At 40.2% G+C, this 14,631-nt stretch carries 15 protein-coding genes; all 15 read right to left on the reverse strand.

Features of this window, described 5'->3' with window-relative positions; translation table 11 throughout:
* The 15 genes from CH377_RS18345 to CH377_RS18415 all read right to left on the reverse strand — a co-directional run bounded on the left by CH377_RS18345 (nucleotide 1) and on the right by CH377_RS18415 (nucleotide 14,524).
* On the reverse strand, nucleotides 1-1,410 hold the full coding sequence (locus CH377_RS18345) for an MBOAT family O-acyltransferase (RefSeq protein WP_100725191.1): 1,410 nt from the start codon (nucleotides 1,408-1,410) through the stop codon (nucleotides 1-3).
* Between the two features lie 58 nt (nucleotides 1,411-1,468).
* Entirely contained in the window at nucleotides 1,469-2,683 is a 1,215-nt protein-coding gene (locus CH377_RS18350; RefSeq protein WP_100725192.1) for an adenylate/guanylate cyclase domain-containing protein, read from the reverse strand.
* A gap of 78 nt (nucleotides 2,684-2,761) precedes the next feature.
* Nucleotides 2,762-3,838, reverse strand: coding sequence for an ATP-grasp domain-containing protein (locus CH377_RS18355; protein ID WP_100725193.1), 1,077 nt, complete (start codon nucleotides 3,836-3,838; stop codon nucleotides 2,762-2,764).
* Nucleotides 3,838-4,383, reverse strand: coding sequence for a hypothetical protein (locus CH377_RS18360; RefSeq protein ID WP_100725194.1), 546 nt, complete (start codon nucleotides 4,381-4,383; stop codon nucleotides 3,838-3,840). Before CH377_RS18360 ends, CH377_RS18355 begins: the two co-directional genes overlap by 1 nt.
* Before the next feature lie 99 nt (nucleotides 4,384-4,482).
* Nucleotides 4,483-5,247 (reverse strand): phosphate ABC transporter ATP-binding protein PstB, encoded by a 765-nt coding sequence (gene pstB / locus CH377_RS18365; protein ID WP_100707948.1) that lies wholly within the window; start codon nucleotides 5,245-5,247, stop codon nucleotides 4,483-4,485.
* 12 nt (nucleotides 5,248-5,259) lie between these two features.
* Nucleotides 5,260-6,204, reverse strand: coding sequence for a phosphate ABC transporter permease PstA (gene pstA / locus CH377_RS18370; RefSeq protein ID WP_100725195.1), 945 nt, complete (start codon nucleotides 6,202-6,204; stop codon nucleotides 5,260-5,262).
* 24 nt (nucleotides 6,205-6,228) lie between these two features.
* The gene (gene pstC / locus CH377_RS18375; RefSeq protein ID WP_100725196.1) at nucleotides 6,229-7,311 is read right to left on the reverse strand and encodes a phosphate ABC transporter permease subunit PstC; all 1,083 of its coding nucleotides are present in this window, start codon (nucleotides 7,309-7,311) and stop codon (nucleotides 6,229-6,231) included.
* A gap of 61 nt (nucleotides 7,312-7,372) precedes the next feature.
* On the reverse strand, nucleotides 7,373-8,212 hold the full coding sequence (locus CH377_RS18380; protein WP_100725207.1) for a phosphate ABC transporter substrate-binding protein: 840 nt from the start codon (nucleotides 8,210-8,212) through the stop codon (nucleotides 7,373-7,375).
* A 178-nt stretch (nucleotides 8,213-8,390) separates the two neighbouring features.
* Nucleotides 8,391-8,840: an LA_3150 family lipoprotein gene (locus CH377_RS18385; protein ID WP_100725197.1), complete on the reverse strand. Its 450-nt coding sequence runs from the start codon at nucleotides 8,838-8,840 to the stop codon at nucleotides 8,391-8,393.
* 21 nt (nucleotides 8,841-8,861) lie between these two features.
* The gene (locus tag CH377_RS18390) at nucleotides 8,862-10,538 is read right to left on the reverse strand and encodes a hypothetical protein (RefSeq protein ID WP_100725198.1); all 1,677 of its coding nucleotides are present in this window, start codon (nucleotides 10,536-10,538) and stop codon (nucleotides 8,862-8,864) included.
* Between the two features lie 209 nt (nucleotides 10,539-10,747).
* Nucleotides 10,748-12,100 carry a spinster family MFS transporter gene (locus CH377_RS18395; protein ID WP_341476380.1) on the reverse strand — a complete coding sequence of 451 codons (1,353 nt, stop codon included), beginning with the start codon at nucleotides 12,098-12,100 and terminating at the stop codon, nucleotides 10,748-10,750.
* Between the two features lie 145 nt (nucleotides 12,101-12,245).
* A complete protein-coding gene (locus CH377_RS18400) occupies nucleotides 12,246-12,839 on the reverse strand; it encodes an energy transducer TonB (RefSeq protein WP_100725200.1) in 594 nt (197 codons plus the stop codon).
* Entirely contained in the window at nucleotides 12,836-13,255 is a 420-nt protein-coding gene (locus CH377_RS18405) for an ExbD/TolR family protein (protein WP_086446850.1), read from the reverse strand. The genes CH377_RS18400 and CH377_RS18405 overlap by 4 nt, the downstream gene beginning before the upstream one ends.
* A 3-nt stretch (nucleotides 13,256-13,258) precedes the next feature.
* On the reverse strand, nucleotides 13,259-13,678 hold the full coding sequence (locus CH377_RS18410; RefSeq protein WP_100725201.1) for an ExbD/TolR family protein: 420 nt from the start codon (nucleotides 13,676-13,678) through the stop codon (nucleotides 13,259-13,261).
* A gap of 33 nt (nucleotides 13,679-13,711) precedes the next feature.
* Nucleotides 13,712-14,524 carry a MotA/TolQ/ExbB proton channel family protein gene (locus tag CH377_RS18415; RefSeq protein WP_100725202.1) on the reverse strand — a complete coding sequence of 271 codons (813 nt, stop codon included), beginning with the start codon at nucleotides 14,522-14,524 and terminating at the stop codon, nucleotides 13,712-13,714.
* Between the last annotated feature and the right edge of the window lie 107 nt (nucleotides 14,525-14,631).

Here is a 14,631-nt window from a genome sequence, read left to right on the forward strand (position 1 = left end):
TTAAAACTGAAAATAGATAAATGCGGCAGAAGGCCCCTTGTTTAAAACGATCAGGAATAGAAGAAATGCATAACCTATATTCGAGACATTCTCCCTTGTTTCTTCCTGATACTTTTCGTTATACCATCCGTAAAAATGATAGAAGAATACAGGGATCGAAAAGAATATTAAGAATGTACAAAGTTCCCCATCCGTTCCTAAGCTTAGATTTGTTCCCAATAATTTTAAATATTTAACTGCAGTTTCGAAATCAGGCAAACGGAATAATAGCCACAAAAGAGAAACACTTAAGAATACAAATCCTGCTTTTATGAAGGAGAAAAAACGATTCTCAGGAAGTTTAAATGGAATATTCTGATCTAAAAATCTTTCGATCAATAATAGTAGCCCGTGTCCGATTCCCCAAACCATATACCTCCATTCCGCTCCATGCCAAAGCCCGCCTAAGGCCATGACCAAAAATAGATTTATATAAGTTCGGATATTCCCTTTTCTATTTCCACCCAGAGGAATATACAAATAATCCCTGAGCCAAGTGGAAAGGGAAATATGCCATCTTCTCCAAAACTCCGAAAAGTTGGAGGATATATAAGGAAAATTGAAATTGGTCGGTAACCTGTAGCCGAATAAGAATGCAGTTCCGATCGCGATCAAAGAATATCCGGCAAAGTCCGCAAATATCTGAGCGGAATAACCGAAGATCAAAAGTATCAACGTAAGTGTAGAGTGATGAGCGTTATAAGGAAAATCGATAACGAACGTAAGATCATTCAAGTTATCTGCTATCACAGTTTTTAGAAAGTATCCAAGTATTAATATTTTCGCCGCTGCAATCCAAGGAATGTCCTTGAAATTTTTCGTTTTTATCTGAGGAAAAAATTCCTTTGCCTTAACGATTGGCCCGGCTACCAACTGAGGGAAAAAATTGATATAGAGAGAGGATTGTAGGATCAGTTTAGGGTAGGGAACCTTCTCCTTGAATATGTCGGGACCAATTCTATAAAAGTCCACCACCATGCTGATCCCATGAAAGGTATAAAAAGAAATACCGATCGGAAGAGGGATTAAAAAAATCCAATGTAGATCCGAGGACCCTGAACTTCCTATGAAAGTTTTTGCGAATAACCCGCTATATTTAAAGAAGAATAATACGCTTAGGTTAAGGACTACACCTAACGCCAAGACAGCTTTTTTAGATTTGAAATCCGGGGTCTGGATCAGATATACGATACTCGCATTCCAAAAGATAGAGAACAAAAGTAAGATGAGCAACCAAGGATCGGTGTAAGCGTAAAAATAAAAACTCGCGGCGACTACTGTCAGAAGTTGGAATCTTTTTAGGAAAGGAAGGTAGTAAAGAGTAAAGGTGATTAATAAAAATATGAAAAATCCAAAACTATTAAAATTCATGGGAAAGAAAATCTGACTGGTTCAAATTCTTTCCTGGGACCCTTAGGTCAAGAACCTATTATACTTCTCTGGCTTCCTTCACCAAAAACATTTCGATCTCTCCCTTGTTCTTAGCTTTTATCAATCCTCTGGACTCGCAGATAAAATCTTCTCTCACAAAATGGAATGTATCTAAGGAGATGTTCACTTCTCCGGCAACTCCGGAGCTCTCCATACGACTTGCAGTGTTGACTGTGTCTCCCCAAATATCGTAAGCGAATTTTTCGGTTCCGATCACTCCTGCCACTACGCTGCCGGTATGAATACCCAAACGTAGTTCCCAGGTAGGTAGGCCTTGGTTCTGTCTTTCCATTTTTTGTTTTTTCATGAATTGTTGGAATTCCAACCCACAGAAAACCGCATCTCTCGCGTGAGTATTATTCGGTGTAGGAAGTCCTGCGACAGCCATATAAGCGTCTCCGATCGTTTTGATCTTCTCTAAGCCGTATTTTTTTGCGATCGTATCAAATTCTGCAAAGAAGAAGTGGAGTTCCTTCACTAATTCTTCAGGACTCATTTTTTCTGCGATATTAGTAAACCCTGCCATATCAGTAAATAATACAGTGACACTATCATAACGTTTCGGTTGGACGGTATCGTTCATTTTCAGCTCATCCGCGATCGATTCGGGCAGAATGTTCCGAAGTAGATTGTCTGATTTTTTTCTCTCTATATTCAGGTTTCTACTGAGTATGAAGATAAGTATACCTGTTAGGATCTGGACAAAAATATAGTTTCCACCCAGGTCCATATATTCGGCATCTCTGTCTTTTTGGGGGACTATAAAATTCGGATAAAGATATTCGAATATATATAAGAAACCGGTGACAAAAGCATAAAATGCATAGATGAAAAATATATTATGATTTTTTAATAAAATGGTGGCTATTACGAGTGCGGGAATGAAATAATAATGGTTCCCTCCATTAGAGCCTCCATGTAGAAACCAAAGAGAAGATAGATATACGAGTATGGTCAGATTTAAAGGCCAGAATAGAACATAATAAATATTCTTAAATCTGGAAAAATAATACATGATAAGTAGAATGGAGCCGGAGATCAGATTTAGAAAAATGACCCGGTGAGAATATTCCGTTGTTTCTTCGAAGATGGAGCCTAGGATATTCAAACTTCCGTTCACTAAGGAAATAGCATTGAATAATCTATGCTCTAAGGAGTTCTTTTTAGGATCTCCGAAGATCAAATAAATAAGCTGGATTAGCTTTTGTTTCATAAAACTCTCCGGGGTTTGAGAAGTTTAAATATTTAGAGCAGGGATAAACCTTTCATACTTCGGAAATAATTGCAAGCCTCAACTGGAAAGATCGGACACGATCCTGTCCCCGAAATAAAAATTATACAAAGCCTTTAGGATAGAGACTAGGCCGGCACCTTTTACATTGGATTGTCTGGAAATTCGAAATAAGATCTTCCATTGGGAGAATAGTATGGAATATCTTTCTCCCCGCGAAAACCTGGGGTCGTATATGTTCGTGGATTCCGAAGTAACTCCGTTCAATTCTACGATATGCAGGTCCTTTCCTTCTAAAAAATCTTTAAGAGAGTTAAATCGAATATCATATCTGCCAAAATTGAAACCTTTAAAGGAAGAAGAGATTTCATGGATCTTACTTTCTAATTCTGGAGTGATCCATTCGGAACCATCCAAAAATAAAGTCCCCTGGCAATGGTTTCCTGCTTCTGAAAGGCAAATGATCTCTCCTAATTTTGGGATTTTATCCCAAGTTTCGGAAAATCTTTTTTGAAATGTTTCTTTCTGTATTTTAAATCTGGGATGGTTTTCTACTAATTGGGAAAGAGTTGATATTCCATTTCCGGCTATCTTAGGAAATACTTTTCTGGTGATAGAAAATATCCTGCCTTTGGATTCATTAGGATATCTATAATAGAAAACCCCAACTTCGAATGGGCCAGGGTGATATTCTTGGACAATAAGGTCTACGTTTGATTCCAGTAAACATTCTTCCAAATGTTCTAAATTTTGGACTTTTCTGACACCTTGCCCTCTTTGCCCTGAGTCAGGTTTGAGTATGATCGGAAATTCTAATCCAAATGAATTCATTTTTTCTAAAATAGAATTTGTGTCTTTGGAACCTTTTGGAATTAAAAAGAATTTTAATACATTCTGAGGATCCAGTTTTCGTAAGATTTGATATTTGGATTCCCCAACAAGCCCTCCGAGATGGATCTCCGGATTAGCCGCTGCAATTGTTCCAAATCCTAAGGAAGTAATTGAGCCGGATCGAATAGAGCGAATCGATTCATATACAATGTACGGGATCAGAGGAAGATACAATTTCCACGTAGGCCAGAATTCCATAGGATCTGATTGCCTAAGAAGATCTTGTTCTGTCTGAGTTTCTAACATTAGATGACTGGGTCCCAGGAGAGAATAAGCTGATTTGAATTATATTGTAGGGTTGAAATTGCAAACCCAAAACTATCCGGAATATCTTCAAATCCGAGATCATGTTCAAGTGCGACTCTTATAATTGCTTCATGATGAATCGTATGTTCTTGTACATAGAGTAGTTCTCTTTCCCATGAGGAATTTACTATATTCTCTATCCCGGAAGAAGAATGGACTAAGTAAGAAACTTGGACTTCTCCTTCCCAATCCTTTAAATCGTATTCCTTTATTAGTTCAAGAAGGCGATCTGCAGCAGCTTTCGGGGAATTTTCATAAAGAGGATTTCTTACTCTTTGGTCATAAGAGACAAGTCCGGTATCATATCCGTTTATTAATGCTTCTGCAAATTCCAAACAATGGCGGACCTGTTTGCCTATACTTGCACCTGACAATAGATGTAATGGACGAGCATAATTTCTTTCTGAGATCCTAAGGAGTAAATCCGCAAATCTCAAAAAAATGATCTCGAGTGAATCGGTTAAGTCTGATTTCGTCTGCCTCATTGGATGAAACTTCGAAGAATAGTGGGTTAGGTTACAGTGTAGAATAAAAAACGCCTGCATTTTGCAGGCGTTTTGAGCAGGAAAAATAGGCTAAAATGATCAGCCGAATTTTCCGGAAATATAATCTTCCGTTTCCTTTTTAGAAGGATCATGGAACATTTTTTTGGTAGTATCGAATTCCACCAAACGACCCATATAGAAAAATCCTGTATAATCGCTTACCCTAGCTGCTTGTTGCATATTATGTGTCACGATCACGATCGTATAAGAATCCTTAAATTCTGAGATGAACTCTTCTACCTTTTTAGTGGAGATCGGATCCAATGCAGAACAAGGTTCATCCATTAGGATCACTTCAGGGTTCATTGCAATCGCTCTTGCGATACATAACCTTTGTTGTTGCCCACCAGAAAGTCCAAGTGCGCTATCGTTCAGTCTGTCTTTTACTTCTTTCCAGAGTGCGGACTTCCTTAAACTTTCTTCAACAATATGATCCATTTGGTCTTTGGAAACTCCGCCGTTCAGTTTTAGGCCGTACGCGATATTCTCATAAATGGATTTAGGAAAAGGGAAGGACTTTTGGAAAACCATTCCGACCCTTTTTCTGAGTTCTACGACATTCATTAGAGGATCATAAATATTGATTCCGTCTATTTCCAGTTTGCCATTCACTTTGGAACTATCGATCACATCATTCATACGATTGATAGATCTTAAAAAAGTGGATTTGCCGCAGCCAGAAGGTCCAATGAACGCTGTAACCTTCTTCGCATGAATTTCTAAAGAGATATCATGTAGTGCCTGGTTTTCACCGTAGAAAAAATTGAAATGGCGGGATTTTATTTTTACTTTTGTATCTTTCATCTGCGATTAACGTTATACATGGGCCTTACCCCTGGATTTCCTGATTCTGTATCTTAAGAAAGTAGCGAAAAAACTCATCCCGAAGGTAAGAGTTAATAATACCACTGTGGTTGCATATTGTTTGGGCATTGCTGCGTCTACATCAGGCGATTGGGTCGCCAATACGAATAGATGATAACCTAATTGCATGAACTGATCTGAAAGGTGAGAAGGTAATTCCGGTAGGGAATATACAACTCCCACGAATAAGATCGGAGCGACTTCTCCTGCTCCTCTTCCGATTGCAAGGATTGCTCCTGTTAAAATTCCGGTCAAAGAATTCGGTAGGATCAATTTCCAGATGGTTTGCCATTTGGTTGCGCCTAACGCAAGGCTTGATTCTCTCATTTCTCTCGGAATACTTCTCATTGTTTCTTCTACAGAGATAATGACTACAGGCAGGGTTAGGATTGCAAGGGTTGCAGCTGCCCAGATCAGAGCAGGTTTTCCCCAAACTGGTGTGGTGTTACTCGCAACATAATCCATTCCTTTTCCAAGGAATTGGATGAAAAATCCTACACCGAATAGACCGAATACAATGGAAGGAACTCCTGCCAGGGTATTGATAGCAAATCTAACAGTCATAGCGAACTTAGAGTCTCTTGCAGTATATTCGGAAAGAAAGATCCCAGTGGCAGTTCCAATTGGAATGCTGAATAAGATCATTATAAAAACTAGATATACAGTCCCGTAGATCGCGGGAAATATCCCGCCTTCTAAGTTATTATTTCTTGGTGCTTCCGTCAGGAACTCCCAGTTAACACCAGAAATTCCCTTATAGAATATATTGCCCAGCATGAGAAGGACTGCAGATAAAATAAGTCCTGTAGCAAGCATGGGAGCACCGAGAGCTAATATGGAATAAATTTTATCTTTAACGACTCTTCTTCTTTTAAGTCTGACTTTTTTCCATTTCAAAGAGGTTTACCAAATCTTGTTTGTTTAGGAGCCTTGGAACTTTTTCATAAGCCGTTTTTTAACATACAGCTCAGTGATTGCGTTCAAGGAAAAAGTGAATAAGAATAGGAGAACTCCCAGGAAGAACAGAATATTATAATGTTCTGATCCCCAGATAACTTCTCCCATTTCCGCACCGATCGTGGCGGCAAATGTCCTACTCGGATCAAAAATACCGAAACTCATCATAGGGGCATTACCTGTAGCCATTAGAGCGATCATAGTCTCTCCAAAAGCTCTTCCCACGCCTAAAAGGACTGCGGCAAAAACGCCAGGTAGCGCGGCTGGAAGCATAACTCTATAAGCAGTTTGCCATTCGGTAGCACCTAATGCCAAGGATGCCTGTCTATAAGATTGAGGTACAGTGCTTAGTGCATCTTCTGCTACCGTAAATATGATTGGAGTGACTGCGATTGCAAGACCGATCCCTCCAGTCAAAGCGTTCAATCTGAAATCTATATCGAAGGTTGCCTTTACTAAGGTAGCAACATCCATCAAACAGAAAAATCCGATTACTACGGAAGGGAAGTTTGCAAGCATTTCGATAGCTGGTTTTACTATCTCCCGCACTCTTGTAGGTACAAAAAACGTAATATTCAAAGCGGCCAAAATGGCTAAAGGTGCTCCGAGTAGGATCGCTATGATCGTCGTTTTTGCAGTTCCTACTATCAAAGGTAGAATACCGAATTTAGGAACGGAAGAAACAGGCTGCCAAACCTTGCTGAAAAGATTCTCAAAAAGAGAAAGTTTTTCAGGTTCCGGAGCGGCAACGGTTAGAGGTTTATTTAATTCTAAAGTATCTCCATCTGGATTGTATTCCGCAGGAGCATCCGAGCTGGAGTCAGGATTATATTCCGTTGGAGCTCCAGAGCTTTGGATAGTAGAAGTGGCTTGCGGAGAATCGGAGAAGAATAAGGAAGAAGCTTCTCTAAAGACGAAGAAAAAAATAAGAAGAATGATAAGGATGGAAGTTGCAGCGGTTCCTTTTATTAAGGTTTCCGCGAAAACGTCTATTTTTCTTCTGCTCGGATGTAAAAGATATCTCAGCAGAGGATCGAGTTTGCTCATTGAATATTCCGAATTCTGGATTTAAGAACGGCCCCCGTTTCCGGGAGCCGGTCACACAATATTACTTTTTCTTAAGAGGGAAGTAACCTACGTCCTTCACAACTTTTTGTCCGTCTTTTCCAATCACCCAATCGATAAACTTTTTAGTTTGGTCTTTAGGTGCTTCTCTCAGATAGAAATATAGATATCTGGAGATAGGATATTTATTGGTTAAAATATTCGCTTCAGTCGGGAGTTCCGCTTTGGAGTTTGCGTCAGCAGATACTGCAAGGTCTTTAACTCCGGAAGCGTAAGCAGCTCCACCGTAACCGATTCCCCATTTGTCTTTGGAGATAGCGTTTACTAGTGCTGCAGTTCCTACCATATGTTGAGCAGAAGGATCAAAGTCTTGTTTTTCCAAAGCATGCTCTTTGAAATACTCGTAAGTTCCGGAGTTATTCTCGCGGCTATACAATACGATTTTATGATCTTCTCCGCCAACTTCTTTCCAATTGGTGATCTTTCCGGTGAAAATTTTGCGGATTTCTTCCAGAGAAAGTTTTGCGACTGGATTCTTTTTGTTTACATAAAGAGAAATACCGTCGATTGCAACCTTGATTTCCACACCGTTGGAATTATATTTTTCCTTTAATTGTTGGATTTCTTGAGGTTTGAGAGGGCGAGAAGCTGAGCAAATATCCGTAGTTCCGTTGATTAGAGCTGCGATTCCAGTTCCGGATCCTCCTCCAGTAACTTGGAATTGAACGGATTTGTCCGGGAAGGTTTCGGTCCATTTTTGAACCAGGATAACCATCGTATCGGATCCTTTAATGGTGATTGTCTTTTTCTCTTCCCCGGATACGGAAAATGAAGAAAGAGCGAATGCTAATAAGACAATAAGTCTTAAACCTATCTTTTTCATCTGTTTGATATTTCTCCTGAAATATTTTTGAATCATAAATGAGAACCGTTACGAATGGATTTCTCGAATATTACAATCCTGATACACTCTGTTTTGCTGCATAGAAATGGCATTTTAACGCATTCTATGAAAAAGGCCCTTGTCCGCAAGAAGTACAAGGGCTTTTGATTGTTAGTTGTTATGGAAATCCAACTGCAGATTTGATCTTTTTCCCACAATCTCCCCCAGCTTGTCCCAGGTTCGGATCACAGGTATAATATCTAAAATTCAATGGACTTGCATTTGTAGGAATTCCTGAACCCAAGAACCCTAGCGCTCCACAAGTTTGCTTGGAAAGAGCTGATTTCCTAAGTTGAGTATCCAGAGAATGCCCAAACATTACATTAAGATAATAGTTAGTCGGAGAGATCGTGGAATTGGACGCTCCAAAAAGGGTGAAGTGATCGTAACATTCTCCGGTATAGTCCGTGAAGTTTCCTGCAACCTCTACCACTACGATGGAATTATTCCCATCATCAGGGTTTCCTACTAATGCTTGTAATAGAGCCGTATCATCCTTTGTATCGGAAGAGCAGGAAATTGCTAAAAGTCCCAAAAGTGGAAGTATGAATTTAAGTTTAGATTTCATAATATTTACTTTTTCCTCTTCTTAATCTAACCTAGTGTTTAATTGGTCCGGTGTAACCATTCCGGTCCAGAAAGTTGCCTGAAGCTGGAAGTAGATGGTTTGGTTATTAATCGTCTCAGGTTCTCTGGTCACAGGATCTATTCCCAATTTCAAAACAGGAATTTGATAGAACAATTGCGCCTTGAATAGGTGTTTGTCTCCGAAAAGATTTAAACCAACCCAGTAATATTTTTTCAGATCGTTATCTTCTATCTTACCGTTACGATTGAAATCTCCTTTTAGGAAATCGTATCTGAAAACAGGCATGATATAATATTTATCGAATAATTGGATATTATATCCGACTGTTGCCTGCCATCCGGAGAGATTATTGGAAGCCGCTCCCGTATAGGTAGTATAAGCTCCGCTCAGATAAATACCATTCCAAGTCATGGTTCCGTCGTAGGTATAACCTCTTAGGTCCAGATTTTTTTGGCAATAGCTGGTTTGGTAGCTTGGAGCAGTACAATCGTAAGTACTATTGTCCGCAGTGGTTTGAGTAGTGAGAAGATACTGAGTCGGAGCTCCTCTTGGGATAGCGCCGTCCACAGCAAGAGTGGATGCAGGACCGGAACTAAAACTTACGTTCTTAGTTTGCATGGTTGCAGCACCCAGGGAAATTTTCAGATCTTTTTGGAAGATCTCTTCCCCTTCTTGCCAGCCTACATTACTACCGTTCTCTTTTACGATACCACCCAACACGTTCCATTGAACTCTCGCAAAGTATAAGGGAGAATTCAAAATAGGTTGGTTCGGTCTACCAGCAACGGTAAGATCTTGGCGTCTACCTGTTCCATAGTCACCGCCGCCACCGTGTCCATTACCGGCCATTAGATCTACGGTTAGATATTTTTCATATTTTCCTTCGAAAAAATCTTTCAAAGGAGAAAGTCTTAGGTTTACACCCATATCGAACTGAGGATACGCGTTTGTCATATAAGAACGTTCTAATGCGATAAAGTTCGCGGAAGACATTAGATATTCTCTGTGGAATTGGGTAGGCAATTGACCAAAACTCAATCTTGCTCCCAAGATCGGAATGTTCACATAAAGGAACGCTTCTTGGATATAACCTCTGTTTTCTCTTAAGGAAACATTAGTTACTTCTCCTGTAGTATTTTTGGTTTGGGTGATATAAGGAGCATTCAACATGTTCTCTCCCCTTAAGTTCAGTGCCATTCCCCACCAAGAATTACCTTGGTATTGGAATCCCAAACGAAGACGTCTGAAGTTCCAATCTACTGAATTGAAGTCTTCATTTCCGTTATTATAGTTGGATCCGGTCTGAGCGGAAATACCTCTAAATTGTATCCTACCTGTGATGGTAAGTCTTTCCTTTTGAGGTTCGTCAGGTCTGCTAGTGAAATGGTTTGGATAAGGATTGAACTTAGGATCGTTCTTATTGATGGCTTTATCCATCTTACTTTTAAAACGACCTGGGCCAGGCTTGGTATACAATTGCCCGTCCTGATCTTCATAAATAGTGAATTCTTCCGGTTTAGGTTTTTCCACTTTAGCGGGCTCGCCAGCCTGCGCAAGTTCTGCTCCCGGCGAAGTTCCCTGGGAGAAAATCGCTTGGGAATAGATGACGAGTCCTAGAATAAGAAATTGAGATACTATCCCTTCTAAGTTCTTTCTCTTTTTAGATTTCTGCTTCATTCAGAGTTACCTTTTCGATTCGCTTCCCGGGTTTTCCCCTCGCGAATTCTGTTTTACGTTCAGGTAACAGAATGGTCTTTTTTGGTTACAAAATGATTACAGTATGACGAGGATTTAGTTACAAGCCTCCTGGGGCCAAGTTTTATGCAAAACTGGTATCATTTAAGTTACAGAAATAAGACTAAATATGCTAATCATATGATTGGTATTCATGTCTTTCCTTCTAAACTTCTCTTCATTTCAGATGCATCCTTAGCAAAACTTTTGGAACCAAGGAATACGAATAGGGAAGTCAATAACACAGTCACTGGGATCAGATAAAGAGAATCATGAAGACCAATTGCTTTAAATTGTTCGGTCATTTCAGAAGTACCTGAACGGAGCATTGCTGATCGAGTCAGATAATCTGAGAACCAACCTACAACTGCAGGACCGGCTGCTCCACCTAATAGATACATGGCAGCAAAATAGATCGCCATCGCAGTTGCTCTGAGTCTAGGTTCGATCACGTCTTGGATTGCAGGATAGACGCAGGTATAATAGTTATAGGAAAGTAACCATCCGAAACCAAGTAATAGGGAGAAGAATAAAACCATTTCCTCCGACTGTAATAATGCGAGAAGGATCAGAATTCCGGACACAAACAAATTGAATGCGCCGAAAAGAAGGCGACCTCTTTCCGATCTTTGGTGGATCTTATCTGCGATCCAACCTCCGACTGTGAGCCCAATTAGGCCTGTGATCCCTACTATAAATCCTGTTGTGATTGCTGCTTTTACCAAAGTGAAATGATAATATCTTTGTAATAAAGAAACTAGGAAACTATTCACTGCATATGCTGCAAAATTGAATGTGAGGCCTGATAAAATGATCCACCACATAGTAGGAATTCTTAATACTTTTTTAATGGGTTGTGTTGGCGGAACCTTAGATACTTGGATAGATTCCGCGGCTCCTCTTTCAGGTTCTCGGATAAAAAAGAAAAATATAGAAAGAAGGACCCCAGGCAAGGCTGCGATGAAGAATGGGGCTCTCCAAGTTCCGAATGCTTTTACCATCGCCCCCACTGTGAAGAATGCGAGGACTAGTCCTAAAGGTAGTCCTAACATAAAAATCCCGACTGCTCTTGCTCTTTTATGAGAAGGAAAGAGATCTCCTATAAGAGAGTTTGCAGCAGGTGCATAACTTGCTTCTCCAATCCCAACACCCATTCGAACTGAAACAAAAGATAAATAATTCCAAGCGTATCCATTCAAAGCGGTGAATGTACTCCATATTGCGAGTCCCCAGCCTATGATCTTTTTGCGACTCCAAGAATCTGCAAGTCTTCCTAATGGTAGACCGGCTATGGCATAGATGACTGTGAATGCGGAACCTACGATGCCTAATTGAAGATCACTTAAATCCCATTCATGGCGAATGGGTTCTATGATGATTGCAGGGATCGTTCTATCAAAAAAATTTAGAAGGTTTGCCAAGAATAGAAGGATCAGAATTCTCCATGCATGTTTGGCTTGATTTGAGTTCGATTCCATCGCTTTGTGTCTCCCAAGGGCCGTAATTACTTCCGGCGGGGAATAAAAAGCAAATCATAAAATTATAATTCGAACGATCGTTCTGGGATAATATATAAAAGATACTTAATGAACGGGTGTTAGGCTAGAAATTAGAACCTCTTCTTCTTCCGTTTGGAAGAAGAAGATTGTATCAATAGAGAGAGAAACGAACTGGAACGTAAACTTTTACGGTGATCGCTTTTCCTTCTAACATAGAAGGAGAATAACGTTTTTTGTAAAATGCTTGGATTGCAGATTCTTCTAATCCGTAACCTAAGGTTTTACCAATATTACGTACTCTTAAAACTTCTCCCGAATCGGCGATGATCACTTCTAAGGTAAGAGTTCCGCCCACACCGGCAGACTGAGCATCTTTGGTATATTCAGGTTGAAGGTTTGGCGAAAGATCCACTGGAGCAGTGGCACCGGAAACGATTGCATCCTGAGCACCTGCGATCCTGGAATCCTCTTTTTTCTTAAGAGTATCAGTAACCTCGAATTCCCCATCGTCAGGAGCTTCTCCCACGTTTGGATCCTGGATTACAAGATTTTCTACGAAAGCGACTTCATCGATCAGCTTGTCCAGATGATCGTAAGTATTCGGCGGAGTGTACCAGAAAAGAAGTGCCGCAATCTGAAGAATAGCGGAAGAACCTAGGAAGGTTTCCATTCTGTAACGATCAACAAACCTACGAAGACCAGAACGTTTTTTGGAAGAAGAAGGAGAGGAAACTACTTGGTTCATTTCAAACCTCCTCCTTGGGTAGTTTTAGTAACCAGAGAGACTTTTAATGCTCCGGCTTCTTTCAAAAGTTCGAACACATTATCCAGATCCGCATAACTCAGTTCCTTATCAGCATGGATAAGAACTTTTAGATCAGGAGTGGTTGCAAGTTTGGCACGAACATTATTGATCGCTTCGTTTAAAGGCATCTTTACTTGGTTAAAGTAAATGGACTTCTCGTTATCAGCGCTTAAATATAAATTTGCGATTTTTTTATTAAGCTGCTCTCCTCCTGGAACATCCGGAAGAGCGATTGGAAGATCCGGATCCGTATCAAGGACCGAAGTCACCATAAAGAATACCAAAAGAAGAAAGGCGATATCGGCCATAGAGCTGACCGGAATAGAAGGTGGAGCTTTTTTCTTTTTAAGTGCCATATCTTATTTTAATCTTTTTACAGAGACTTGTTTAAATCCTCTTAACTGCACTGCAGAAAGAGCATCTAACATATTTCCGTATTTTGTTTCGCCGGTCGTTTTGATCAGAGCGACTTTTTCATCGAGGTTCGGGATTTCTATATCGTTCAGATCTTTTCTGAATTCTGCTAGATCCTTATAATCCCGAGTACCGAGGACTTTGTTCCTCATCTTGATCGTTTCGCCAGCCACCAATATCTCGTAAATATTCTCTCTTAAAACTAGGGTGGGGTTGGAGTTTTTGCGGGGAAGTTGGATATTCAAACCCTCCTTCACAAAAAACACCGCGGTCACCATAAAGAATACAAGGAGAAGAAACGCGATATCTGACATAGAAGAGGCTGAAATCTCTTCCAAACCTCTTTTTTTCTTAAGCTGAATCATATTCCGAATTCCTAATTAATGGAAAAGCTAAACTTAAGCTCTTGCGTTACGTTTCAGGAATTCTTTGTAAATTCTGTTTGCAGCTTCTTCTACTTCAGAAGTGAATCCGTCGATTCTGGAAGTCAGGTATTGGTGGAAAGTCATAGCAGGAATAGCGATGATCAAACCGGCCGCAGTTGTGATAAGAGCTTCTTTAATACCACCCGCTACCACTTTCGCGTTCACTTGGTCAGCATTTGCGATTGCATCGAATGCGTTGATCATACCGGAAACAGTCCCTAAGAACCCGATCAAAGGAGCGATTGTCGAAACAGCAGCTAAGATCACGAGTCCTCTTTCAAGAACAACGATCACTTCAGCAGCTTCTCTCTCGATACCTTTTGCGAAAATTTCTGCGTTACCAGCAGACACATCGATACCGTTTTTCAAAATATCAGAAATTTTGTAAGAAGGATTTGCATCGATGAATTCTTTTGCTCCATCGAAACCTTTTTCATCAACCTTCTCCCCTAAATCGATATTAAAACCTTTAGGAAGAAGTTTGGAAGTAGTAAGGAAGTAGATCCTTTCGAAAATAATCGCAAGAGCAATGATAGAAGAAAGAGCCAATGGATACATTGTCCATCCACCCTTATTGAACAGGTCTACAAATCCCCAAGTTCCACTTTTTTCAGCAGGAGCCGGTGCAGGTTGTTCTGCAGGTGCAGTAGTTTGTTCGGTTTTATTTGCGTCGGTAGGCGCAGCATCTTGAGAAAAAGTAGGTAATGTTGCGGTAAGAACAAATCCTCCAACAAGCGCAACGGCAATCCATTGGCGAATAGAGAGATTAGTATATCGATTATGCATAGCTTTCGAAAGCTCCATAAGAAGTAATGAGACATTTTTACGAGATTTGAGTTACATATTTATTACGAAGTAGTTACGGGTTGGTTAGTTTGGGGAGGGGAAGGGTG

This window comes from Leptospira haakeii, from assembly GCF_002812045.1.
GTDB lineage: Bacteria > Spirochaetota > Leptospiria > Leptospirales > Leptospiraceae > Leptospira_B > Leptospira_B haakeii.